The sequence below is a fragment of the Arthrobacter sp. efr-133-R2A-63 genome (assembly GCF_030209795.1).
Classification (GTDB): domain Bacteria; phylum Actinomycetota; class Actinomycetes; order Actinomycetales; family Micrococcaceae; genus Arthrobacter; species Arthrobacter bambusae_A.
On the sequence record NZ_JARVRG010000021.1, the window covers coordinates 31,467 to 55,704 of the forward strand.

A 24,238-nucleotide genomic window follows, 5' to 3' on the forward strand; every position below is an offset into this window, starting at 1 on the left:
TCGTGGGCTCGGCTAACGTCATCCAGGTGAAAGGACAAACCTCTTGAGCAGTGTTCCTCCGCCTCCCGAAAAGCGCTGGCCGTCCGGCGGGCCAGAGACCGCGGGTTGCGTGGACGCGGGCTCGCCATCGCGGGGATGATCATCGGTATCGCCGATTTTGCGTTCTACCTCGTCGCCCGGTACCTCCTTAACCCCTAATGCACAGCGGTCGAGGTGAGACCCGAGGCGAGTAGGCTGCGCGGCGCGTCGGGCGCTGCGAAGTTCAGGCAACAGGATAGAAAAGATGGGCGGGAACTACCATCTTCCGCCCGTCTGTACCCGTTTCCAGGGACAGTCTTCCGAGCCGCCGAACACATGAGGGTCATGAACTTCCGCAAACACTTCGCCCTGCCCGCCGCGTTCCTCTTTGCCGCATTTGCCCTCACCGGATGCCAGCAGGGATCCGGTCCCGCCACAGAAGCGATGTCGCCAGCAACTCCCCAGGCAATCGCGGCCGCTCCCGGGGGAGCATCCTCAGGTGCGTCGGCCGCAGCCGTGAAGTCCATCCACTCCCCCCGCATCGTCGCCACCGACGAACAGCTTAGTGCCGGACAGTGCTCCGCCAAGGTCGTCGATGCCGCCACCGGCGAGTACCTGCCGGACCCGGCCTGCACTCCTGGCGCCGCAGATCCAGCGGTCACTCAGGACAACATCGACTCGACCATCTGCACGAGCGGCTACACGGCCACGGTTCGCCCGCCCGCTTCGAACACGGACAAGGTGAAGGCCGAGAGCCTGAGCGAATACGGCCAGACCGCCGTCAAGACCACGGAATACGACCATCTCATCAGTCTTGAGCTTGGCGGCACCAACTCCGTATCGAATCTGTGGCCTGAGCCGAACAAGGCGAGCGCAACGGGCACCACGAACCCGAAAGACGCGGTGGAGAACGCCCTGCACAAGGCCGTATGCACTCACAAGGTCACCCTGTCGGCTGCCCAGAAGGCGATCGCCCACAACTGGGTCACCGCGGTCAAAGACCTCGGTTTGTAGCAGCGCGAAGCGCTGGCTCCGACGAGTAGGGTCGTCAGCCGGGGTATAGTCGCCCCATGCTCTCCACGCGTCGATTTACTTGCCCCCGACCGGTTTCCGGTCGCGAGGGCTCTCAGGCGCGCGCCTAGGTCCTGGCGCCGGATGTGAGTCGGGGGGTGGAACCCGCCACTCACATCCGAACATAAGGACCAGTAATGCCCGCTTATCTCGGCCCCTCCGAACTCAACGATGCTTTGACTATCCGGGACCTCTCAAATCCGGACGCCGGGCCCCATGCAATGCAGACACTCTTGCAAGGTGTCATCGACGCGCTCGGCAGCAAGTGGGGCGTGCCCGAACAGATCATTCGGCACAGCCCGCTGGTGAGCGTGACCGACAACTATGACCGCCTGGGGTTCAGCGAATCGGATGTCACGCGGGATCAAAGATACTCCCGCTACGTCAGCCCTACGGTGATGCTCCGCAGCCATACCTCCGCTTCCATCCCGTCCCTGCTGCGGGCACTGGATTCAGACCAATCCATCGACGAGCTCTGGGCCATCCCCGGTCTTGTCTACCGGCGCGATTCCATCGACCGCACCCACGTCGGTACCCCGCACCAGGTCGACTTGTGGCGCATCAGCTCCCGGCAAGCCCTCGACGCCGGTGATCTCCAGGAAATGCTTTCTTCCCTCGCGCAGGCGGTCCTTCCGGGAGCACAATGGCGCGCAGTTCCGGCAGTTCACCCCTACACCACGGCGGGCTTGCAGCTCGATGTTCTCATGGAAGGAGAATGGCTCGAACTCGCGGAATGCGGACTCATGGCCCCGCATCTGTTCGCCGAGGCCGGCCTGAATCCCGCAAAGTGGTCGGGACTGGCTCTAGGGATGGGCTTGGACCGTGCACTGATGCTCCGCAAAGGCATCCCCGACATCAGGTTGCTCAGATCCACGGACAAAAGAATCGAACAGCAGATGCTGGACCTGTCCCAATGGAAACCGGTCTCCCAGATGCCTTCCATCCGCAGGGACATTTCCATCGTCGTCCCCGCGGGTTTGGACGCCGAAGTTCTCGGAGACCGGGTACGGACATCCTTGGGCGAGCAAGCCGAAGATCTGGAAAGCGTCGAACTCCTGGCGCTGAGTTCATGGGGAGAGCTCCCGGCGGCAGCGCGGGAACGGCTCCGCATCTGCGACGGACAAGCCAACGCGCTCATACGTTTGGTGCTGCGCCCCCTCGCCCGGACCATGACGGATTCACAGGCCAACCAGATCCGGAACGCGGTTTACCTAGCCCTCCACGAAGGGCCGGTCAAGGTGCTCATCGCGGGATAGGACATGCGCGGCTTTCCCCAGATGATGGAGGGCGCCGCGGGACATGCCGGCAAAGGGCCCGATCGGGACCTCCATCCCGCGACGCTCCACCAAGGGGTTCCCGCTGGATCGATCAGCCCGGCGGGCCACGATGCGGTGTTCTTGGCGGCGGAGCAAATCATGATCGGAGTATCTACGGATTCGACGACTGTGGTCCTGTCCCGTCTTGATAGGCACCGTTCTTGACCACGCATCCGGCGGCAGCCGCAGGACTCATAGAACGGCGCCAACCACTAGGACCCCGACCGGGCCCACGTCGAACACGACCCGAAGGTCCTCCACGGTTCGCCGAGGAAGATGAGTGTGTGCCTGACAACCCGGATCGCCGCCTGCATTTCCCTGGCGGAGCTTAAACCGCTTCGTTCTGACCTGAATCAGCGAGGGTCACTCCGGCCACCGACCAGTTCTCTCGCGGGACTTCGTGGAGGACGACGCGGATGGTGTCCGGCCGGATCCCCATGACGTCGGCGTAGGTCGCAGTCAGCGCTGCCAGCAGCTCTCGCTTCTTCTCGGTAGATGCCGGCGAAGCGTTCAAAACCTGGATCAGGGGCATCAGACGATTCTGCCACGGCCCATGAGGTTGTGCGTTTGGCTTCCACGGTTCCTCCCTTTGTTGACGGGCGACCGCCGGATGAACACGCCACAGTTTCATGCCCGGCAACTCATTCGGACTTGAAATCCAAACCCGAAGCATGCTTAGTATGTAACAACGGCCGTATCGATCGGCTGCCGAACCAGAGGAGGAGACACCATGGGACTAGGCGACAAGATTGAGAACGCTGCCGAGAAGGCTGGCGGCAAGGGCAAGGAAGCTGCCGGCAACGCCACGGGCAATGAAAACCTGAAGGCGGAAGGCCAGGCCGACCAGGCCAAGGGCGATTTGAAGCAGGCCGGCGAAAAGGTCAAGGACGCCTTCAAGAAGGACTGATCCGACCGTCTGGCGAAGGGCGCATTCCATCGGGGTGCGCCCTTCGCCGTGCCGGTACCTGATTCCAGACGTGTTCCCGCGGGAACACACCGCAGACATAGTAATCATGGACGCCGGGCAACCTCACCGGTAGTGTGATCACACCCGAATGGTGCTCATCCGGGATGGTGCTCATCCGGGACTGCGTCAATGGAGTCGCAGCGAAATCACATCTGGGGGATTTGATGACAACGCTGGTTCAGTCGGAGGGCGAATTACGCCCCGACGCAGAGGCCAACACCGTTTCCGATGCGAAGGGCGGGGCCTGGCTCAGCTCGGAACATGAAAATGTCAGGATTGAGGACTCGGGTGAGGGGATCCTCCGGATCATCTTGCGCCCCGGAGGCCGGATCACGGCAGAGGACGGAGCCCTTGTCAAGGAGCGATACCTGGCTCTGACGGGCGGAATGGGCGCCGCTGTACTGCTTCAGGTCATCGGCGTCGAGTACGTCAGCCGCGACGCCGTCAGATTTTTCAGCGAAGCAGCCACCATCACGGCCTTCGCGATTCTGGGCAGCACGCCCGTGGACCGTGTCATCGCCCACGGTAGGCACGGGCTCCCCGCACCGCAGTGCCCCACCCAGTATTTCTCCGATGAACAAGAAGCCTTGGGGTGGTTGCGCGAACTGCGTGCTGGCGCCGCAGAGAGCGGCACCAGCACGGCAGCCAAGCAGACTTAGGCGCGGCCCGTGTGGACGACGAGGTCGTCATACTTGCCGGCCAGGACGTCTTCGAAGTACACCGCCGAGCCGAGAGTTGCCGACACATAAAGGGCCCGCACGGTAGCGAGTGCCGCGGTTGCTTCCTCGACGCCAACCCGCGGATTCTTTCCGGAACGGATGGCTTCCACGACGTCGGCATACTGCTTTTGGTGCGCGGTCTGCAGATCGTCTGATCCGTCCGTATTGGCTGCCGCATCATGCGCCCCGACCTCAAGTTCGGCCTGGTTCCCGGCCCCGGCCATGCCGTAGGAAGATTCTCCTTCCGCGGGAGCATTGTCAGCGGCATGGAAGTACTGCAGCCGATCATTGTCGACGACCGCCGAGCCCCTCTCGCCGTGGACCTGGATCCGGGCGGTGAGACCGGGATAGGCCGCGGTGGTGCAGTGGATCACTGCCAAAGCGCCGGAGGCGAATCGGACCGTCGCAACGGCAGTGTCCTCCACTTCGATGCGCTCATGGGCGAGCAGCGCAGTGTGGGCCTGAATCTGGACGGGGGTTCCCAGGAACCAAAGAAGCAGATCCACGCTGTGGACGCCTTGATTCATGACCGCGCCGCCGCCGTCGAGCTCCCAAGTGCCCCGCCACTGGCCGGAGTCATAGTAGTTCTGGCCCCGCCACCAAGCCAGCGAAGCCACTCCCGAGGTGATCCTGCCGAAGCGTCCGGACCGGACCGCCCGGGCCACCGCGACGCTCGCCGGATCGAAGCGGTGCTGGCTGATCACCGAGACGACCTGCCCTGTCGCGGCGGCCGCCGCATCTGCAACGCGCCGGGCGCTCGGCAAATCCACGTCGATGGGCTTTTCGATGATGACATGCTTGCCGGTATTCAGGGCTTCGACGGCCAGGTCCGCGTGCAGGCCGCTTGGCGTGCAGACAGCGACAAGATCGATGTCCGCGCCCTTCAGTGCGGCCGCCAGCGACGAGTACGTTGCGGGACGAGGGTTGTGCAGCTCACTCTCGACCGTGTCTGCCAGCGCGGTCGCGGCCGGCTCAAGCGGGTCAACGAGGGCGACGAGTTCCAGGTCATCATTCGCGGTGATGAGCTTGGCATGCTGACGGCCGATGACTCCGCAGCCGACGACGGCGGTGCGCAGCCGCCGCTTGGGCGTGGTTGCTGTGTTCGCGAGGGTCATTTGGTGGTAACTCCGGCTTCTTCGAGGAGGCGGTTGAAAGAGCGGCCGGCAACTCCGAACGCTGCCGGTCCCGAGAATCCTCCGAGGTGGTGGGTGTTGGCCAGGTGGGGCTCCAGGGAAGCGAAGCCTTCGAAACCGTCTTCCTTCAAAGCGTTGATGGTTTCGCGAAGTTGGCCGTCGCCATCCCCCGCCGGCATCACCAGGCTGTCATCGGCACGGGCATCCTTGACCTGGAGATATTCCAGGTAGGGGCGGAGCATGTCGTAGGCCTCGCTGAAGGGCTTGACGCCCACCTGGACGAAGTTCGCGGCGTCCCAGGCAATCCGCAGCACCGGGGAATTAACAGTCGTGATGATGTCCAGGACGCGTTCAGGCGTGTCGCCGTAGATGTCCTTTTCATTTTCATGCAGGAGTACCACGTCGTGCGCCTGGGCCTCTGCGGCCAAGGCTCGCATGCGGATCATGACGGCGTCGCGGATGTCTTCGGCGCTGAGGCCTTCGGCCCGATAGAACGAGAAGATCCGGATGTAACGGGTGCCCAGGACCTTCGCGGCCCGAATGGCCGCGTGGAGGCGATCCACTTCGAATGCGACAGGTGTGGTGATGTCCACTTTGCCGATGGGAGAGGCGATGGCCGACACACCCATGTTCTGCTCGCGCAGTATCTGGTCCAGCCGGGCGAGGTCCTTTTCGGACAGCTCCACGATATTGGTGCCCCACGCGCTGCGGACCTCGATGTGGTTGGCGCCCAAGGCCTGCAGAACTGCAATCTGGATCAGCGGGTCAGGACTTATTTCGTCGCCGAATCCAGACAGTGTCCACTGGGTTTGCTTGACGGTCACGTCGTTTTCTCCTTGAAGTAATACATGGTTGGCAGCCGGCGTGGCTGGCCTATTTGACACCGCCGGCAGTCAGGCCGCCGACGAGGAATCGTTGGAAAATGAGATAGAGGATGACCACAGGTGCGGCACAGACCAAGGATGCGGCCATCATCTGGCCGTACAGGGGCAGCGCCCCACCTTCCGAGGAGGACCCGAAGATCTGCAGCACTACCGCTACGGTCTGGGTATTCGGACGGGTCAGGACCGAAGCGAACATGACGTCATTCCAGCCAAGCAGAAAGGAAAAGACGCCGGCGACCACGAGCCCGGGCCAGCTCAGGGGGAAGATGATCCGGAAGAGAACCCCCATCGAGGAAGATCCGTCGATACGGGCTGCCTCCTCCAGTTCCTTGGGCAAGCCCCGCAGATACGTGACCATGACCCAGATGGAAAACGGCAGGGCAAACGTCAAGTACGCCAGGAACAGGCCCCAGTAGGTACCGATGACGGTGATTCCCAGATAGTTGCCCGCCGAGGCGAAGAGAACAAACACCGGAAGCAGCAAAAGACCGCCCGGAACGCTTTGCAGGCCGATGAGCCCCCGGAGAATGCTTAGGCGGCCCCTGAATTCGAACCGGACCAGCACGTAAGCGGTGATGATGCCCAGTAATGAGGAAACCACCGCAACCTCACCGGCGATCATGACGCTGTTGATCAGGCCAGTGCCCAAGGGCAGGGTGCTCCAGATCTTCGTGTAGTTGGCGAGGGTGAATTCGGTGGGGAAGAATGCCCCCCGTGCCACTTCCACATCGGAGTTCATCGAGGAAAACACGATGTAGAGCAACGGAATCGCGACCATGGCGCACAGCACGATGGTGCCTCCGACCAGCAGCGGGGTCGGGAGCAGACGGTATACCGCGGCAGTCTGCCGTCCGGTCTTGCGGGGCGCGCTTCCAGTGCGAAGCGGGCTGGAGGCCTCCAGCGGGACCTCCATGACGACGTCGGGCGTTTTGTTGCTCATTTCTTGCCTCCCGCGTCCGCGCCGGTGTCGAGCCGAACGGCTTTCAAGTAGAAGTAGAGCGGTATGGCGATCAGCAGTAGCGAGATCAGTGCCATCGCTGCTCCCATGCCGAACCGCAGGCTGGTGAAACTCATGCTGTAGACAAGGGTCGGCAGTATTTGCACGTCGAAGGGAGCCGGGACGCCGAACAACAAGAAGGCCAGCGAAAAGTTGTTCATGTGGTGGAGTGTCGCGATAAGGCACGCCAAGGCGACCGGCCCGCGCAAATACGGGAAGATCACGTAGCGCAGCTTCGTCCACCACAAGGCGCCATCGATGGCCGCTGCCTCGTGGACTTCCTGGTCCACGGATTGCAAGCCTGAAAGTGCCATCAGATAGATGAACGGCCACGCCGCCCATACCTCGACCAGGATCAGGACCCAGAAGCTGGCCGGACCGGTGAGCCATTGACCGGCAGGCAGGCCGAACGCGGTCAGCACCTTGTTGACGATGCCGTCGTGTTGGAGCATGGTGCGCCAAAAGCTTCCCACGACGAACGATGGAAGGACGTAGGGAATAAGGAACATCGAGCGCACCAAGGACCTGCCGCGATAGGCATTCTGGGTCGCCAGTGCAGCGTAGATGCCGATCGGTACCGTGATGACGGTGGCGATCAAGGAGAAACCGATGCTGTTGCCGAAGGCATGGACCAAGTCAGTGGACGTGAACGCTTCGACGAAGTTTTTCAATCCTACGAAGGGGGCACTGATCCATTTCCGGATCGTGTACTGATCCAGTTGCAGCATCGCGATGTAGATGCCCAGGATCAGGGGGACGACGATTATCAGGCCGATCAGGAGGGCACCAGGGGTGAGCATCCATAGTGGCCGGTTTCGTTCGCTCACAGTCCGCCGGCGCTTGGCGGGCGGTTGCCCGCCAAGCTCCGGGGCGCGCCGCAAGGCGGCGGCTTTTTTCACCGTGGTGCTCACTGGTTTGCCGACGCCCTGTCGAGGGAGGCCTGGGAGTCCTTCTGGGCCTTGGCCAGCGCAGCCTTGAGGTTGGCCTCATTGAAGCTGCCATTGCCAAGATCGGGGCGGGACTGAACCACGACGTTGGTCATCGCCAGTTGGATGTCGCCCCACGCGCCGGTGAACGGTGTGGTCTTGGACTTGGACGCTGAATCAATGATCGGCGCCAGCGAAGGATCCGCATCCTGGACCTTCTTTGCGGCCGCAGCGTTGGTGGGAAGATCTCCGAACAGTTTGTTGTAGTTGACCTGCTCGTCTTCACTGGTGAGCAGCTTGATGTAAGCAGCCGCGAGGTCCTGGTTCTGCGAGTATTTGGCAATCACCAGGTTGTCGCCGGAAATGATGGAGCTGACCGGCTGGCCACCGGACGGCGCGGAAGTCTGTCCCGGCGGCACGGTCGGCATCACGGCGTAGGCGTATTTACCCTTCACGGCGGAGGCATCGAAAGTGACCTTTGTTGATGCGGTGGTCATCAACATCATGGCGGACTTGCCCGCGGCGAAGTCAGCGGCAGCCTGGGTATCGTTCCAACCGACGGCGGCCGGGTTGACCACCTTGTCCTTGGTGAGCCAACCGAAGTACGTTTCGTAAGCCTGGAGCACGGTGGGGTCATCGATGCGGGCAGTCTTTCCGTCCACCAAGGGGTTGCCCGACTGGTTGGCCATGGCCCAGGCAAACTTCCACGGCGTGTAGTTGTCCGCGTATCCGGTCGCGAACCCGTAGGTGGATCCGGTGGTCAGCTTCTTGGCCTGGTCCAGCAGACCGTCCCAGGTGTTAGCAGGCTTGTCCAGCCCGGCCTTCTTGAACATTTCGGTGTTGTAGGCCAGAACGTAGGGCCTGGAGGTAAACGGGACGCCCACTTCATTCTGGGTGTCCGGCCCTGAAATTCCCAACGTCGCGGGAACGAAGCGGTCGCGGCCGCCTACCTTGTTCCACATATTCGAGTCGAACTTGACGAAGGCGTCTGTTGAGTACGCGGTCGGGGTGAAGGTGGTACCCACTGCGTAGACGTCCGGGCCCTGGCCTGCGACCACAGAGGTCTGGATCTTCGAGAGCTCATCGTTGGCGCTGGCGAACGTCTCGAATTTCAGGTCGGCGCCGGTCTGCTTCTTGAATGCATCGGCTATGTGGGCCTGCCAGGCCTTGAACTGATCGGACTTGTTGGTGTTGGCACCGACCAGGACATCCAGGGTCTTGCCTTGGCCGTTGGGGGCGCCCCCGCTCGCGCTCGACGAGCCGTTGTCGGCACCGCAACCGGTTACCCCTAGTGCTCCCAGCGAAACGAGAACGACCGCGCCAATAAGTCGCGTCCTTGAGTTGTTCATGTCTTTCTTATGCTCCTCGTTGAGTCGCCCCGAAATCCTCGGGGGAACCGGCCACACAGACCGGATGTTAGCTGGAACACTATGACAGTTGCTGCAACAAGTGCAACGGTTGCCAAAAATTGCCGTCGTTGCTTTTGGGGATTGGCCTGTCACAGATGGGAAGGGACATCCCTGATGAGGGAAGATGGACTCTCAGAACGCATTGCGGGGCCGCGAGGGGGCAGCACTATGAGCATTAGCGAGGCCAGCATTGGAACCGGCGCGCTGGGGCGGGGTCCGACTATCAGGGACGTCGCCGCTCTCAGCGGTGTAGCGGCGTCCACAGTCTCGCGGGCTTTATCTCAGCCGCACCGCGTCAACCAAGCCACCAGGGAACGCATCGAAGCGGCTGCCCGCGAACTGGGATACGTGCCGTCCGCATATCCCCGCAGCACCGCCCCGGGAAGGTCCGGAGCCGTCGCCGTCCTGGTTCCGGACATCACAAACCCGTTCTTTTTTGACTTCATCCGCAGCACACAGCATCAGCTCAAGACTGCCGGCTATACCCAGCTGCTTGTCGACACCGAAGAGGATGTCGAACTGGAAGCAAACTACCTGGACGAGTTCCGGAGCTCCGCGGTCGGCTTCCTTCTTCCCGCGACCCGCCTCAGCGACGATCAGCTCATCAGCGCGGCCGCCAAATCCCCTTTGGTGACGTTGAACCGCAGCACACCGGGCGTACCGAGCGTGATCATTGATACCCCTTCAGGGGTCCAGCAGGCCATGGAGCATCTGTTTTCACTCGGCCACAGGGATATTGCCTATCTCGCAGGGCCGCCGAACTCCTGGTCGGACGGCCGGCGGTGGGAGGCCCTGCAGGAGCGATCCGAGTTGTTGGGTATCACCATCCGGCGCCTTGGCCCGTATCACCCGAGTACCCGGTCCGGGGCTGCCGCCGCTGACACCCTGCTCAACAGCGGGGCGACTGCCTGCATCGCGTTCAACGACTTGGTTGCCATCGGCGTCCTCGTCCGGCTGAGGGAACGCGGCATCGACGTACCCGATGAAATGAGCGTGGTCGGGTGCGATGACATCTTCGGAGCTGATTTCTGCCAACCGCCCCTGACAACCCTCACGGCCCCGATCGAACAAGCCGGACGGGTCGCAACGGACATGCTCGTCAGCAGGCTTCGACCGGGCCGGTCCCAGATGCGCGTGAAAGTCGAACTCCCCACCCATCTGACGATCCGGGCATCCACGGGCCCACCCCTCCGCCCCGCGAGGTGAACCAGCAACGCGGAGTCACTTACGGCCCATCTGGTGCCACTGAATGGGCCGCAAGTCCCCGCGTCGCCAGCCGTGCTTATGCTCCGCGATACCCGAGGCCCGCCTGGCGGCATGCTCCCAACGATCGTTTGACCCTGCCATGAGATCGTCAATCCCGCTCATCGCGTGCTTCCCCTGGGTTCAGCACTTTCCTGAGGAATGGCCTTGAAGCTCGCCAATCACCCCGAACACCCTACGATCAACAGCCCACGTAGCAGTTATGACAAGAAAACCCCGCACCTGTCAGGTGCGGGGTTTTCCCGTGGAGAAACTACGCGAAGTCCGAGACTGCGGGATCCGGTCCGATGCGGCCTTCGGCACCGCGGTCCAGGCCGTTGATGGCCTCGATGTCGGCCTCATCCAAAGTCACGCCAAGTGCTGCGAAGTTTTCCTGGATCCGGGACTCGGTCACGGACTTGGGGATCACGACGTTGCCGATCGCCAGGTGCCAAGCGATGACCACCTGTGCCGGGGTGGCCCCGTGCCTGGCAGCGATCTGGGCGATGGTGGCGTTCTCAAGGAGCTCGCCGCCTTGGCCCAAAGGCGACCACGCCTGGGTCAAAATGCCCCGGGCAGCAGCGAACTCGCGGAGTTCCGACTGGTTGAAGAACGGGTGCAGCTCGATCTGGTGGATGGCCGGAACAACGCCGGTTTCCTCGATCAGGCGCTGCAGGCCCTCCTTGCTGAAGTTCGAGACACCGATCGACTTGATGCGTCCGCGCTTCTGGAGCTCGATGAGGGCCTTCCAGGTGTCCACGAACTTGTCCTGCTTGGGCTGCATCCAGTGGATCAGGTACAGGTCAAGGGTTTCCAAGCCGAGGCGGTTCATGGACTCTTCGAAAGCCGCAAGAGTGGACTCGTAGCCCTGGTCCGCGTTCCACAGCTTGGTGGTGATGAAGATTTCCTCGGGCTTGAGGCCGGAGGATGCGATGGCACGTCCCACGCCTGCCTCGTTGCCGTAGATCTTGGCGGTATCGATGTGGCGGTAGCCGGCGTCGAATGCCTGTCGCACCACCTTTTCGGCTACATCGTCCTCAACCTGCCACACCCCGTAGCCGAGCTGGGGAATGGAGTTGCCGTCGTTAAAAGTAAGGTTCGGTGACGAAGTCATGGCTTCCATCCTGCCAGCGCGCACCTGCAGTGGCTACGGATTCCGCGCCTCTAAGCTAGGCGCTTAATAGTTGCCATGTGGGAATAGACGCGCCTGCAGCTACTTTGCCGGCAGGGGTTACGAGCCGGCTTCGGCCCTCAGCAGTCGTTCGGCTTCCTCGACGTGCTCGTAAACGGCTTCGGCGCGTCGTCGCACCGACGCCGCTCCTACCGGGACGGGTCCGACGGCGAGACGCAGCATCGCGGCGGCCTCCGCCGTCGTGGCAAGTGAGTTCCCGGCCTTGGACAAGGCCCGATGGACGCCGGCGAGCGATCCCGGAATATCCAGCCCGTCGCTGGGCGAACGGAGCTGGGCCTCCACGCAGACCGCACGTACCCGGGACGACAAGTCCGCGAGTTCGTTGGCAATGACTACGAGTTCGCCGTAGACCTTTTCGTCTTCGACACCCTCCAGCACTTGGTGATACCGATCCAGGCCTCGATGAAAACGGTCGTGGGCACGCCGCCACAATCCTTTGCCGAGTTCAGCGTCATCCTTCCGCCCCTGCCGGACGGCCCCAAAGAAGCCCAACCCAGCGCTCAGAGGTACTGGCCCGGACCGTGGTCCGGATCTTCCACGCGAGCCGGATTGCCGGGTTCCGCTTCTTTGCCGGGAAGATGGGCACGCTGGGGCTCACCGTTCTCGCCAATAACGACGCCTGGGGCAATCATGGTCCCGGGTGGCAACTGGCGAAGCTGCAACTGGGCAACAGCGTGTTCCCGGGCCGCCTGCTGGGCGGCTATGGCTGTCTGGATTCCATGGAACAATCCCTCGAGCCAACCAACCAGCTGCGCCTGGGCGATCCGGAGTTCAGCGTCGGAGGGCGTGGCGTTTTCAGGGAACGGGAGGCTGATGCGTTCCAGCTCTTCCACAAGTTCCGGAGCGAGGCCCTCTTCCAGCTCTTTGATGGAGCGTTCGTGGATTTCGGCAAGGCGTCCGCGTGCCGCCTCGTCCAAAGGGGCGCTCTTCACTTCTTCGAGGAGCTGGCGGATCATGGTGCCGATCCGCATGACCTTGGCGGGTTCGTCGACGAGGTCCTGCAGGGTGGTGCCCTTCTTGGCGCCAGCCTTCCCGTCGGCCTTGGGACCTGCTTCCGATGTGCTTTGTGTCGCGCCAGCGTCCAAGGTTGTGCCCTCCACCGGGATGTCGTCAAAACTCTCGCCACTGGGTTGAGTGTCGTCCTGATCGCTCATGCGTTCATACTCTCATGGGCCGCAACTCAGCCCAGAGCCTTGACGAGTATTTCGCCTTCGTCCTGAGCGAAACCGCATTTTTCATAGAATCCGGTGGCATACAGGTTGGCGGGGACCCAGACCTCCTCCATCCCGTGTTCCCGCATCCACTCCTCCATGACAGCCAAAAGGGACCGGCCGATACCGCGGCGGCGCCACTCCAGATGGGTCCCCATTTCCATGAGGAGCAGTTCGGCCCAGGGGCCGGCGTTTCGGCGGCGCTGAATGCAGCAGTGGAGGAATCCCACCGTCTCGTCATCGAGCTCGGCCAGCCAAAACAGAACGGCGGGGTCGCCCAAAAAGGAGCGGGCGGCGTCGTACGTCAATGCGCCTGACGGCGCGACGGACGGATCCTCGTCGAACAAGTTATCCGTCTCCGCCAGGCGGATCAGCGCATCGGCGTCGTCGGGGCCGAGCAGCCGGATGCGGACGTCGGCATTCGTCAATGTTTCGATGTCAGCACCTCCCCTGCGGAGCAGTCTATGCGGTGGCTGTCCCGTTTCCGCGGACGGTTCCCATCATGCCGTTGCTGGCGCCATTGGCCTGCTGGACCAGCCTCGCGTCGCACAGATCCAACCAGCGGGCCTCCGCCTCGGCATGGAAGATCAGGGAGTCCAGAACGAGCAGCCGGGCGGTATCCGTGACCCTTTGGTTGGCTGCGACATCCTTGCGGTCCTGGGTATACGCCTGCAGTTGGCGCAGGGAAATCTCACGTTGGGCCTGGATGAGCGCGGGAACATCGGTGCCCGCCGTCGTGACGGCCAGCGCAAGCTTGATGGCCAGTTCGTTCCTTGGTGGAGCTCCACGGTCCACCGCTGTTGTGAACCATCGGCGGATTTCCGCGGTCCCGGCGTCGGTGATGCTGAAAAGCACGTGGCCGCGGCCGTCGTCGCCCTCCTTGCGGACCAAAGCGTCGCGCTCCAGACGGGTCAGGGTGGTGTACACCTGCCCGATGTTCAACGGCCAGACGGCTCCCGTGCGTTCCTCGAACGCTGCCCGCAATTGGTAGCCATAGCGAGGTTGCTCCTGAAGCAACGCCAGGATGCTGTACCGGATGGACATACGCCTCCTTCGTGCTGCCGGTTTGGCGGGCGCGGCTAGAGCAGCAGCAGGACTTTGCCCATGTGCTCGCCGGAATCGAAGTATTCGTGGGCTTCGCGGACCTGCTCCAAGGGGAACGACTTGGCCACGAACGGCTTGATCCGGCCGTCGGCCAGCATCGGCCAGACCGATTCGCGGACGGCGTTCATGATGACACCCTTTTCCGCAACCGGCCGCGGGCGCAGCGCTGTGCCGATGATCGCGGCCCGTTTGCTGAGCAACTGGCCGAGGTTGAGTTCTCCCTTGGCGCCACCCTGCAAGCCGATCACCACCAGCCGGCCGTAGTCCGCGAGTGCTTCCACGTTCTGCTGCAGGTACTTGGCACCGACGACGTCGAGAATCACGTCCGCGCCCTTGCCGCCGTTTTGTGCCTTGAGGCTTTCGGCGAAGTCTTCTTCCGCGTAGTTGATGGCGATGTCGGCGCCAAGGAAGGCTTTCGCGGTGCCGACCTTTTCAGCCGTACCGGCCGTCGTCGCGACCGTAGCGCCGTACGCTCTGGCGAGCTGGATGGCCATGGTGCCGATGCCCCCAGTGGCGCCATGGATCAGCACCGTCTCACCGGCCTGCAGCTGCGCAGTCATGATGAGGTTCGAGTAAACCGTTGCGGCTACCTCAGGCAAGGATGCGGCGGTGACCAGATCCACGCCGTCGGGCAATCGCAAAACCTGCTCCGCCGGGACAGCAACCTGCTGCGCATAGCCGCCACCCGAAAGCAGGGCCACCACCTTGTCCCCCACGGAAAACGGCTTGCTGACCTCGGGCCCGAACGCGGCAATCCTGCCCGAGACCTCAAGGCCCGGAATGTCGGATGCTCCCGGTGGGGGCGGGTAGAAGCCGCGGCGCTGCTGGACGTCCGCCCTGTTCAGGCCGGCGGCGACGACGTCGATAAGAACCTCGCCGGGGCCGGGAACCGGAGCAGGGACGTCGCGGATTTCCAGAACCTCGGGCCCGCCCGGTTCGGAGATGAAGACGGTTTTCATGGAGTGCTCCCGATCCCTCGCTCAGTGCAGTTGGCTTTTCAGACACCTTAACCGCGTTAATCGCGGAGGCAGGTTTTTGGCGCAGCCAACTCCCTATGAAACACTACTAGGCAGGGAAGGTTGTCCGAGCGGCCTAAGGAGCTGGTCTTGAAAACCAGTGTGCGGTAACCCCGCACCAAGGGTTCAAATCCCTTACCTTCCGCGTGGCGCGACACAGCGCAGCCGAGAGGCCGGTTCATGCGAATCTTCGGATTCCATGGCCGGCCTCTTGTGCATTCACCGGCTGACACCCGGCCAGCTCCCAGCAAACGTTCATCTCTCAGTAACCGGTACTGGCTAGGATCGAACCCATGATTAATATGATCCAGGCCATCATTATGGGCCTGCTGCAGGGAATCACCGAGCTCTTCCCGATTTCCAGCCTCGGCCACAGCGTCATTCTGCCCAAGCTCTTCGGTTGGGGCCTGGACCAAAAGGCGCCGGAATTCCTGAACTTCCTCATAGCCACCCACCTGGCAACGGCAATCGTGCTGTTCTTCTTCTTCCTCCGGGACTGGATCGAAATCGCCAAGGGTCTTGGCCGGTCCATCCGGGACAGGAAGATCGCTCCGTCGGACACGTATGCCAAGCTCGGCTGGTTGCTGGTGGTCGGATCCGTGCCTGCCGGAATCATCGGCTTGGTCCTGGAAAAGCCCATCCGGAACCTCTTCGGTTCCCCGCTGATCGCCGCCGTCTTCCTTGTGGTCAACGGCCTGGTCCTGTTTGGTGCCGAGCGACTGCGGACACGCGAAAGGCAGCTCACGTCCGCGCGCCATGTGAACACAACGGCAACGGCTTCCGACGCCGAGATCGCCACGTTGTCGTGGAAACGCGCCCTCGGAATCGGAACCGCGCAGGCCGCGGCCCTCATTCCCGGCATTTCCCGCTCGGGCTCGTCGATGGCCGGCGGCCTGCTGTCCGGGCTGAACAACGAGAACGCCGCGCGGTTCAGCTTCCTTCTCGCCACGCCGATCATCGGCGCTGCCGCAGTGCTCAAACTGCCCGACCTCTTCACGCCGGCCATGGCCGACGAGCGCGGCGTATTTCTGGTCGGCGCACTGTGCGCGGCCGTCGCCGCATGGTTCGCCACCAAGTTCCTGCTTCGTTTCTTTGAGACCAGGACCCTGACGCCTTTTGCCATCTACTCGGTCGTCGGCGGAGTGATCTACTTCGTCTTGATGCTCGTCATGGGCTAGGTTCGCTGCCGGCATTGTGCGAAGCCATTGAAACTGTCAGGGGCCCCGCATAGGGTTTTGTCTGTCTCCACCACCCACTCATGAAACCGTGGAAACAACCGCGGTAACTACACAGGAGCGAACATGCCCACGCCTGACATCACCCCCGGCTCACCTTGCTGGATCGACCTGATGACCTCGGACACGGAGAAGGCAAAGTCCTTCTACAACACCCTCTTCGGCTGGACCTACGAGACCGGGGACCAGGAAAAGTACGGCGGCTACATCACGGCCTCGAAGGACGGCAAGATGGTGGCCGGGATCATGCAGAAGCAGCCGGACATGGGCCAGATGCCCGATGTCTGGTCCACTTACCTGCGCACTGACGACATCAAGGCCACCACCGAAGCGGCCGTCGCCAACGGCGGCCAGGTCTACATGGAACCCATGGAAGTGCCGGACCAGGGAACCATGGCCATGTACGCGGACTCCTCCGGAGCAGCAATCGGCGCCTGGCAGTTCGGCGAGATGAAGGGCTATCAGCTGGCTGCCGAAACAGGCGCACCCGCCTGGCACGAGCTCTTCGCCAAAGAATACGACTCGGCAGTTTCCTTCTACCAGAATGTCTTCGGCTGGGAGACCACCGTCGTGGGCGATACCCCGGAGTTCCGCTACACGACGCTCGGGGAGGGCGACAACTCCAAGGCAGGCATCATGGATGCCTCCGGTTTCCTCCCCGCCGAGGTGCCGTCCTATTGGGGCGTCTACTTCGCGGTGGATACCGTCGATGCGACGATCGAGCAGGCCACCGCCCTGGGCGCCACCGTCATCCAGGCGGCTGAGGACACTCCCTACGGCCGGATGGCCACCCTGACCGATCCGACGGGTGCGATCTTCAAGCTCATCCAAAACCAGGCTGCATAAGCCCAACCGCCAGGCGCAGCCCGCCACCCACCAGAGAGCATGCTCTCCCCACGACGCGGGGAGTGGACATATTGCGATTATGTCCACTCCCCGCCTCAAAGGGAGGGCATGCTCTCTCTTGTTTGTGCCGTCACCATTTGGCAACCCGGTATTCATCCACGCCTGATGTGATGCCGAGCGTGATATCCCCGCCGGAGTAAAGCCCGGTTCACCGCCCGCCGACGCACACGGCGGGTGTCTTCCACTGCGCCCTACAGGGCCAATTGAAAGTTAGAGCTAATGCATTTTAAAAATGGGAAACTTCTCGTCGGTTTGGTGGTGTCGGCGGGATTGCTTGCAGCCCCGCTCGCCACCATTCCGGCCGTGGCAGCCGATACGCCCACCGCTACAGGCCCGTCGGTGGTGATCAATGAGGCCTACCTCAGCGGAGGAAGCGCCGGCGCTGCGTTCCGGAACAAGTTCGTGGAGCTGTACAACAACTCCGACTCCGCCGTCAGCCTGGGTGGTTGGTCGCTCCAATACCGCGCGGCGGGCAACGTCAATCCGCCCACCTTCATCACTCCCCTCAGCGGCACCATCCCGGCCAAGGGATTCTTCCTCGTCAAGGGCGCCAGCAACAGCGCAAGCTCGACGGCGGCAGAATTGCCGGCTGCCGACGTCGACGGTTCCGGAACGCTCAACCCGAGCGGAAGTGCCGGAACCATCGTCCTTGCGAAGCAGGGCACTGCCGTGAACCCCCTCCCCACGGGTTCCGTCGTGAGCAACCCGGCCGTAGCCGATCTCCTCGGTTACGGCAGCACGAATACCTTCGAGACCGCGGCTGCCCTGGCACCGGCAAGCAACACCGATGTCAGGAGCCTGAACCGGACCAACGGAGCGGACACCAACAACAACGCCGCCGACTTAAGCCTCAGCGCCGCCATCACCCCGACGGCGGCCGGGGCCACTGCCCCTCCGCCCACCGTCGCCGGCACCAAGACCATTGCGGAAATCCAAGGCACGGGGGCGGCCAGCCCGTTCACCGGTGCCACGGTGACCACCCGGGGCAAAGTCACGGCCGTCTACGCCACGGGCGGTTTCAACGGCTACTACCTGCAGACCCCGGGAACCGGCGGCGACACCGCTCCGGCGGCCAGGACGGCGTCGGACGCTATTTTCGTCTACTCGCCGTCCACCGTGGAAAGCACCCGGATCGGCGACTACCTCGAACTCACCGGCACGGTAAGCGAGTTCTCCAACCAGACGCAGCTCACCGCGGACGCAAGCGGAGTGAAGAAGCTCAGCGAAGCCGCACCTGAAGTCAAGCCGAGCAACTTCGCGCTTCCGGCCGACGAAACCACCCGAGAGCGCTACGAAGGCATGCTCGTGGCACCCCAGGGCGCCTTCACCGTGGCGGACAACTATTCACTGAACCAGTACGGCGAAATCGGCTTGGCTGCAGGGACCTCTCCCTTGGTCCAGCCCACCGCCGTCGCAAACTACGGCTCAGCCGAATACAACGCGGTGGTTGCGGACAACGCACTTCGCGGCATCAAGCTCGACGACGGCGCGTCCACCAACTTCCTCAAGGACGCCTCCACGAAGGCACAGGCGCTTCCCTACCTGGCAACGAGCGATCCCGTGCGGGTCGGATCGGCTGCGACCTTCCGCACCAACGTGATCCTCGGCTACGGGAACAACTCCTGGAAATTCCAGCCGCTCTCCCAACTGACCCCGGCCACCGCGGATTCGGTGCAGCCTGTGAGCTTCACCGGAAGCCGCCCCCAGGCCCCGGCTAACGTGGGCGGCAACCTGAAGATCGCCTCCTTCAACGTGTTGAACTTCTTCCCCACCACCGGTGACCAGCTCAGCGGCTGCACCTACTACACGGACCGGGACGGTAACCCGATCACGGTCAAGGACGGCTGCAACGCCCGCGGTGCGGCGAATGCCGAGAACCTCCAGCGCCAGCAAGCAAAGATCATCGCTGCGATCACCAAGTCCGGCGCCGACGTCGTCTCCTTGGAGGAGATCGAGAACTCGGCACAATTCGGCAAGAACCGCGACGATGCCCTCGCGAAGCTGGTGGATTCCCTCAACATCGAGACCCCGGGAATCTGGGACTACGTCCGCACGCCTGCCAACGCTCCCCCGCTGAGCGACGAGGACATGATCCGTACGGCGTTCATTTTCAAGAAGGCCAGCGCCGAACCATTGGGTGAGTCGATCATCCACAACGACACCATCGCTTTCGCCAGCGCACGCAAACCCCTCGCCCAGGTATTCAAGCCCGTGGGGGCAAGCGATGACAAGAAGTTCATCGCGATCGTGAACCATTTCAAGTCCAAGGGCTCAGCAGTAACACCGGACGACACCGACAAGGGCCAAGGCGCTTCCAACCTCGCCCGCACCAAGCAGTCACAATCGCTCCTGGCCTTCGCCGATCTGTTGAAGTCCTCCAAGGGCACCGACAAAGTGTTCCTCATCGGCGATTTCAACGCCTATTCCAGAGAAGACCCGATCAACGTCCTGACCGGGGCAGGCTACACAGATCTGGAAACAAGCACCGGGAAGCACTCGTACTTGTTCGGCGGAATGGTCGGCTCCCTCGACCACATCTTTGCCTCCCCCGCTGCCCGTGAGGTGGTCACGGGAACCGACATCTGGAACATCAACTCGGTGGAGTCGGTCGCCTTTGAGTACAGCAGGTACAACAACAATGTCGGCAACTACTACGCCCCGGACCAATTCCGGGCCAGCGACCACGATCCCGTGGTGGTCGGCCTGAACCTGCCGACCACACCGGCCAGCGTGGACCTGCAGTTCCTGGGCATCAATGATTTCCACGGACGCATCGACAGCAACACCGTCCTGTTCGCCAGCACCATCGAACAGCTCCGGGCCGGCGCCGCGGCCGGTTCAACTGCCTTCATCTCCGCCGGAGACAACATCGGCGCGTCGCTCTTCGCCTCTGCGGTGGCCAAGGACCAGCCGGCCATCGACGTGCTCAACGCGCTTGAGCTCAAGGCGTCCGCAGTGGGCAACCACGAGTTCGACGGCGGATGGTCGGACTTGCGGGACCGCGTCATCGCCGGGGGCAACAACGCGAAGTTCCCGATCCTGGGTGCCAACGTCTACCAGAAGGGCACCACCACCCCGGTACTGCCGGAATACACCGTCCTGGACATGAACGGCATCAAGGTGGCCGTCATCGGCACCGTGACGCAGGAAACCCCGTCCCTGGTCAGCCCGGCCGGCATCGCCGACCTTGAATTCGGTGACCCTGTGGACGCCGTCAACCGTGTTGCCGCCAAGATCAAGGCCGGAAAGCTGGCCGATGTGATCGTCGCGGAAGTCCACGACGGCGCCGGAGCCGGTACCCCGGACGGTGCGACCATCGAACAGGAAGTGGCCGCGGGCGGGCCGTTCGCCAAGCTCGTGAACGAAACCACACCTGATGTTGCGGCCATCTTCACCGGCCACACCCACAAGGAATATGCCTGGGACGCACCGATCCTCGACGCCAACGGCCAGCCGACGGGCAAGACCCGCCCGATCGTGCAGACCGGAAACTACGGCGAAAACATCGGCCGTATCACGCTGACAGTGGACACCAAGAGCATGGCCGTGACCGCCTACACCGCGGGCAACGTCAAGCGGTCAACAACGGACATGTCCGGAACCTACCCGCGTGCCGCACAGGTCAAGGCCATCGTCGACAAGGCGCTGGCCGACGCCGCCGTCGTCGGCAATCAGCCGGTGGGCGCTGTCACCGCGGATATCACCACGGCGTTCACGCCGGACCCCGCTGGAGGGACTCCCAAGCGTGATGACCGCGCGAGCGAATCCACCCTCGGCAACCTGGTGGCGGATTCCCTCGTGGACACGCTCAAGGCTCCGGAACTGGGCGGTGCCGAGATCGGCGTCGTGAACCCCGGCGGACTGCGCAACGAGCTCTACTACGCACCCGACGGCACCATCACCTACGCGGAGGCCAACGCTGTACTGCCCTTCGTGAACAACCTCTGGACTACCTCCCTGACGGGCGCCAAGTTCAAGTCACTTCTTGAGCAGCAGTGGCAGACCAACGCCGATGGTTCCGTGCCGAGCCGTCCGTACCTGCAGCTGGGCGTGTCCAAGAACGTGAACTACACGTTCGACGCCGCCCGCCCCGCAGGCGACCGGATCACCTCCATTTGGGTGAACGGAGCGCTCATCGACCCCGCGAAGTCGTACCGCATCGGAACCTTCAGCTTCCTGGCCGCCGGGGGTGACAACTTCCGGGTCTTCAAGGAAGGCAGCAACACCAAGGACTCAGGACTGGTGGATCGCGACGCGTGGATCAAGTACTTGAGCGCGCACCATCCGGTGTCACCGGACTTCGCCCGCCGTTCGGTTGCCGTAGTGAACACCACGGCGGCGGAGGTGAAGAGGGGCGACGCCATGACCCTGACCGTCTCCAAGCTGAACCTGACCTCGCTCGGCAGCCCGCAAAACGCCTCGCTCAAGGCAGTCTTCACGGACGCAAAGGGGCTCGCGACACAACTGGGAACGGTCGGCGTAGCTTCCGGTGCTGCCTCGGTGAACCTCAAGGTACCCGCGGGAGCGGCGGCCGGAACAGGAACCCTGGTGCTGACCGCCGTCGAGTCCGGGACCGTGGTGAAGGCCGCCGTCAAGGTTGCCGCCCCACTGCCTCCGAAGTGCACCGCGCCGGTAGCGCCGAGCAAGTGGTACGACGTGATCGGCTGGATCAAGTACGCCTTCGCGTGGCTCGAGTACCAGAAGTGCCTTAAGGGCTAGCCGCAGCGCCAACCCCGGATGAGCATGCTCTCCCCCGGCCCTGACGAGTGGACATACCACGTTTATGTCCACTCGTCGGAACGGGCGGGGGGCATGCTCATTTTTGTTGGTGGGACATGCTCATTTTTGGAGCGGAAGGCCGAGCATGTCCCTGGCGATTTCGTCCGCGTCGCGGAGGGTCCGTTGGCCGCTTCGGTAGCTGGTGCCCTCCGAAGGCCGGGCCTCTGCGGCAATGGCCGTTCCCCATTGCGTGGAGGAAAGCTGCAGGCCAAGGGCGTACATCCCTGGAGTCACCGAACCATTGGCCCCCACCAAACGGTAGGGATGCGGCTGGACGTCCAAGCCGGAGGTCTGCACGGGCGTTCCTTCGGCTGTCATCATGACCTTCGGCCGCACCAACCCGTCGGCGAGCAACTGGCGGAGGAACGGAGAAACACTCATGCCCACCCGGTTCGCGGGAGACATGGCTTCAATCAGCGTCCTGGCTTCCACGGCGTCGTCGTGCACCCAAGCAGACACCGCGCGGAAGACACGGTTGGAGCGGTCGACGCTGAATCGCGGATCGGGCCCCACGAAACTCACGACGCCGGCGCGCGCCAAAGCGGCCAACTGTTCGGCGCGCAGAGCAGGAGGACCGCTCGCGAGCCCCTCAACGAAGGATTCGAACCAGCCGCGCAGCTCACCGACCCACGATTCGTCCGTGATCCCGCCGTCGGCCACAGCACTCTTCAGGATTGCCCGTCCGGCGTGCAAGGCCCCGATGGCCATCTTCACAGGATCAGACTCGCCGAGCGCGGAACGGCGGGCGTCGTCGTCCAGGTAGTCCACGACGGCCGCGTCGAGTTCCTTCCTGGACGCGAAGGAATGCCCGGCCAAGGGCGCCGCGAGACCCAGCAGGTCAAGGCGGCGCGACGCGGCAACATGGGTGGTGACCAACTCCCCGACCTGGTTCTCCCATCGCCCTGTGGCGTGTGCATGCGGCTGCAACAAATCTTCGAGGGCAGCCAGGAACTCCGTCGCGTCAGTCACGGCCACGGGTTCGGCCTCGACCAGCGTTGAGTAATAGGCCCACAGGGCGTCCCGATGCAGAAGGGGCCATAGGTCGTGGTCGAAGCCAGGTTGGATCCCGGCCGCGTCGAAGCGTTCCACCGCGCTCTCGGTCAGGTACCGCAAGCGCACGGACTTGGGATAGTAACCGTCCAGCCCGGCCTTGGCCCGGTACGGGGTGCCTCGCCTCGAGGCCGCGATGATCTTCGGTTCGCGGCCCGAAGGCAGGTACTTGAGCTCCCCTTGGAGACCATCTTCTGCGGGCACGAATTGTCCCCCGCGGCCTTCGGTCAGCTGGCCCATGACGTCGAAGAAATTCAGGCCCATGCCCCGCACCAGGACCGTCTCCCCGTCCGGAACCAGAGCCCAGTCGACGTCGGCGGGTGCGGCCGGCGGCACGTACAGCAGCCCGAGTTCCGCCGCGACTTCCCTGAACGAACGCTGCTCCGGGTTGAGCCTGGACTCCAGGTGCCCCAGCGCGAGGACGAGGGAATCCACGGTGAGCTTGCCGCCGTCGTCGAGTTCGACGTCGAACCCTCCGCCCGCGGGATTGCCCGGCGAACCGTCACGCGCGCCGTCCGCCGGGGCGCCCGGCAGGGGATGCGCCGCCACGGCGTTGCTCCGGTGGAAGGCGATCTCCACGCCGGCCGGGATACGGTCCAGCAGTTGCTCGAGCGTAGAGCGCAAGTACCGTCCGTAAAGGGCGCGGCTGGGAAAGTCGTGGGAGGCAAGTCCGGCAAGTTCGGCCCGTTCCTCGGGGCTCAGGCCGGGGCCGCCGTCGGACCGCTGTTTCGCCCGCCACTGCTCAAACGAGCCCCCGGCCAGGGGCGGCGCGAGTCGCTCGTCTTCGGGGATCAGCGTGGGATAAAACGACTGCGTGTTCATGAGGTAGAGCCGGGACTGCTGGGGCTGCCAGACGTGCCCCGGACCGGCGGGATACGGGTCCACGACGTCGATGTGAAGGGAGCGCGTTTGCGTTTCCATCGCAGCCCAATTGGCGAGCAAACGCTCCAGCACACTGGTGCCGCGGGGACCTGCCCCGATCAGCCCGACCCGAATGTTCTGCGATTTACCCACGCCCAAGCCTAACTTCTTGTGACTTGCTTCCTCCTCAGATAGTCACTCT

The 24,238-nt window shown here is 63.2% G+C and carries 21 protein-coding genes and 1 tRNA gene; 9 read left to right on the plus strand and 13 right to left on the minus strand.

Translation table 11 applies throughout. The features are described 5' to 3' along the window. The first annotated feature begins 363 nt into the window (after positions 1-363). Positions 364-1,032, plus strand: coding sequence for a hypothetical protein (locus tag QRN45_RS10865; RefSeq protein WP_284763335.1), 669 nt, complete (start codon positions 364-366; stop codon positions 1,030-1,032). Positions 1,033-1,226: 194 nt separating this feature from the next. After that, positions 1,227-2,345, plus strand: a complete 1,119-nt coding sequence (gene srmL / locus QRN45_RS10870) for a PheS-related mystery ligase SrmL (protein WP_284763336.1) — start codon at positions 1,227-1,229, stop codon at positions 2,343-2,345. A 388-nt stretch (positions 2,346-2,733) separates the two neighbouring features. Here srmL and QRN45_RS10875 read toward each other — a convergent pair whose 3' ends face one another. Then, a complete protein-coding gene (locus QRN45_RS10875; protein ID WP_078106550.1) occupies positions 2,734-2,937 on the minus strand; it encodes a tautomerase family protein in 204 nt (67 codons plus the stop codon). A gap of 198 nt (positions 2,938-3,135) precedes the next feature. Between QRN45_RS10875 and QRN45_RS10880 the strand changes: the two genes are divergently transcribed. Continuing rightward, the gene (locus QRN45_RS10880; protein ID WP_078106551.1) at positions 3,136-3,312 is read left to right on the plus strand and encodes a CsbD family protein; all 177 of its coding nucleotides are present in this window, start codon (positions 3,136-3,138) and stop codon (positions 3,310-3,312) included. A 224-nt stretch (positions 3,313-3,536) separates the two neighbouring features. Further along, on the plus strand, positions 3,537-4,031 hold the full coding sequence (locus QRN45_RS10885) for a DUF7793 family protein (RefSeq protein ID WP_241710591.1): 495 nt from the start codon (positions 3,537-3,539) through the stop codon (positions 4,029-4,031). Here QRN45_RS10885 and QRN45_RS10890 read toward each other — a convergent pair. The 5 genes from QRN45_RS10890 to QRN45_RS10910 form a co-directional block, all read right to left on the minus strand. Next, positions 4,028-5,206 carry a Gfo/Idh/MocA family protein gene (locus tag QRN45_RS10890; protein ID WP_284763337.1) on the minus strand — a complete coding sequence of 393 codons (1,179 nt, stop codon included), beginning with the start codon at positions 5,204-5,206 and terminating at the stop codon, positions 4,028-4,030. The genes QRN45_RS10885 and QRN45_RS10890 overlap by 4 nt on opposite strands. Further along, positions 5,203-6,048: a sugar phosphate isomerase/epimerase family protein gene (locus QRN45_RS10895; RefSeq protein WP_284763339.1), complete on the minus strand. Its 846-nt coding sequence runs from the start codon at positions 6,046-6,048 to the stop codon at positions 5,203-5,205. Before QRN45_RS10895 ends, QRN45_RS10890 begins: the two co-directional genes overlap by 4 nt. A gap of 49 nt (positions 6,049-6,097) precedes the next feature. Continuing rightward, complete coding sequence (locus QRN45_RS10900) at positions 6,098-6,886, minus strand: carbohydrate ABC transporter permease (RefSeq protein ID WP_284763496.1); 789 nt, start codon at positions 6,884-6,886, stop codon at positions 6,098-6,100. 158 nt (positions 6,887-7,044) lie between these two features. Then, positions 7,045-8,016 carry a carbohydrate ABC transporter permease gene (locus tag QRN45_RS10905; RefSeq protein WP_370873877.1) on the minus strand — a complete coding sequence of 324 codons (972 nt, stop codon included), beginning with the start codon at positions 8,014-8,016 and terminating at the stop codon, positions 7,045-7,047. Then, positions 8,013-9,380, minus strand: coding sequence for an ABC transporter substrate-binding protein (locus QRN45_RS10910; RefSeq protein ID WP_284763340.1), 1,368 nt, complete (start codon positions 9,378-9,380; stop codon positions 8,013-8,015). The genes QRN45_RS10905 and QRN45_RS10910 overlap by 4 nt, the downstream gene beginning before the upstream one ends. A 228-nt stretch (positions 9,381-9,608) precedes the next feature. Between QRN45_RS10910 and QRN45_RS10915 the strand changes: the two genes are divergently transcribed. Next, positions 9,609-10,646 carry a LacI family DNA-binding transcriptional regulator gene (locus tag QRN45_RS10915; RefSeq protein ID WP_078106555.1) on the plus strand — a complete coding sequence of 346 codons (1,038 nt, stop codon included), beginning with the start codon at positions 9,609-9,611 and terminating at the stop codon, positions 10,644-10,646. 310 nt (positions 10,647-10,956) lie between these two features. Here the strand turns inward: QRN45_RS10915 and QRN45_RS10920 are convergent, their stop codons facing one another. The 6 genes from QRN45_RS10920 to QRN45_RS10945 all read right to left on the minus strand — a co-directional run bounded on the left by QRN45_RS10920 (position 10,957) and on the right by QRN45_RS10945 (position 15,148). After that, the gene (locus tag QRN45_RS10920; RefSeq protein ID WP_241710653.1) at positions 10,957-11,796 is read right to left on the minus strand and encodes an aldo/keto reductase; all 840 of its coding nucleotides are present in this window, start codon (positions 11,794-11,796) and stop codon (positions 10,957-10,959) included. Positions 11,797-11,913: 117 nt separating this feature from the next. Beyond that, positions 11,914-12,366: a hypothetical protein gene (locus tag QRN45_RS10925; RefSeq protein WP_284763341.1), complete on the minus strand. Its 453-nt coding sequence runs from the start codon at positions 12,364-12,366 to the stop codon at positions 11,914-11,916. 8 nt (positions 12,367-12,374) lie between these two features. Next, entirely contained in the window at positions 12,375-13,028 is a 654-nt protein-coding gene (locus QRN45_RS10930) for a bacterial proteasome activator family protein (RefSeq protein WP_264637409.1), read from the minus strand. A 26-nt stretch (positions 13,029-13,054) separates the two neighbouring features. After that, complete coding sequence (locus QRN45_RS10935) at positions 13,055-13,513, minus strand: GNAT family N-acetyltransferase (RefSeq protein ID WP_284763342.1); 459 nt, start codon at positions 13,511-13,513, stop codon at positions 13,055-13,057. A 34-nt stretch (positions 13,514-13,547) separates the two neighbouring features. After that, positions 13,548-14,129, minus strand: coding sequence for a PadR family transcriptional regulator (locus QRN45_RS10940; RefSeq protein ID WP_284763343.1), 582 nt, complete (start codon positions 14,127-14,129; stop codon positions 13,548-13,550). A 35-nt stretch (positions 14,130-14,164) separates the two neighbouring features. Further along, a complete protein-coding gene (locus QRN45_RS10945) occupies positions 14,165-15,148 on the minus strand; it encodes an NAD(P)H-quinone oxidoreductase (RefSeq protein WP_284763344.1) in 984 nt (327 codons plus the stop codon). 114 nt (positions 15,149-15,262) lie between these two features. On the opposite strand from QRN45_RS10945, the gene QRN45_RS10950 reads away from it, so the two are divergent. The 4 genes from QRN45_RS10950 to QRN45_RS10965 all read left to right on the plus strand — a co-directional run bounded on the left by QRN45_RS10950 (position 15,263) and on the right by QRN45_RS10965 (position 22,065). After that, positions 15,263-15,350: transfer RNA gene (locus QRN45_RS10950), tRNA-Ser, on the plus strand. 148 nt (positions 15,351-15,498) lie between these two features. Continuing rightward, complete coding sequence (locus QRN45_RS10955; RefSeq protein WP_241710647.1) at positions 15,499-16,383, plus strand: undecaprenyl-diphosphate phosphatase; 885 nt, start codon at positions 15,499-15,501, stop codon at positions 16,381-16,383. A gap of 123 nt (positions 16,384-16,506) precedes the next feature. After that, positions 16,507-17,286 carry a VOC family protein gene (locus QRN45_RS10960; RefSeq protein ID WP_078106563.1) on the plus strand — a complete coding sequence of 260 codons (780 nt, stop codon included), beginning with the start codon at positions 16,507-16,509 and terminating at the stop codon, positions 17,284-17,286. A gap of 279 nt (positions 17,287-17,565) precedes the next feature. Continuing rightward, entirely contained in the window at positions 17,566-22,065 is a 4,500-nt protein-coding gene (locus QRN45_RS10965) for an ExeM/NucH family extracellular endonuclease (RefSeq protein WP_284763345.1), read from the plus strand. Positions 22,066-22,185: 120 nt separating this feature from the next. Here QRN45_RS10965 and QRN45_RS10970 read toward each other — a convergent pair whose 3' ends face one another. Beyond that, on the minus strand, positions 22,186-24,189 hold the full coding sequence (locus tag QRN45_RS10970) for an FAD/NAD(P)-binding protein (RefSeq protein WP_284763346.1): 2,004 nt from the start codon (positions 24,187-24,189) through the stop codon (positions 22,186-22,188). Positions 24,190-24,238 lie beyond the last annotated feature (49 nt).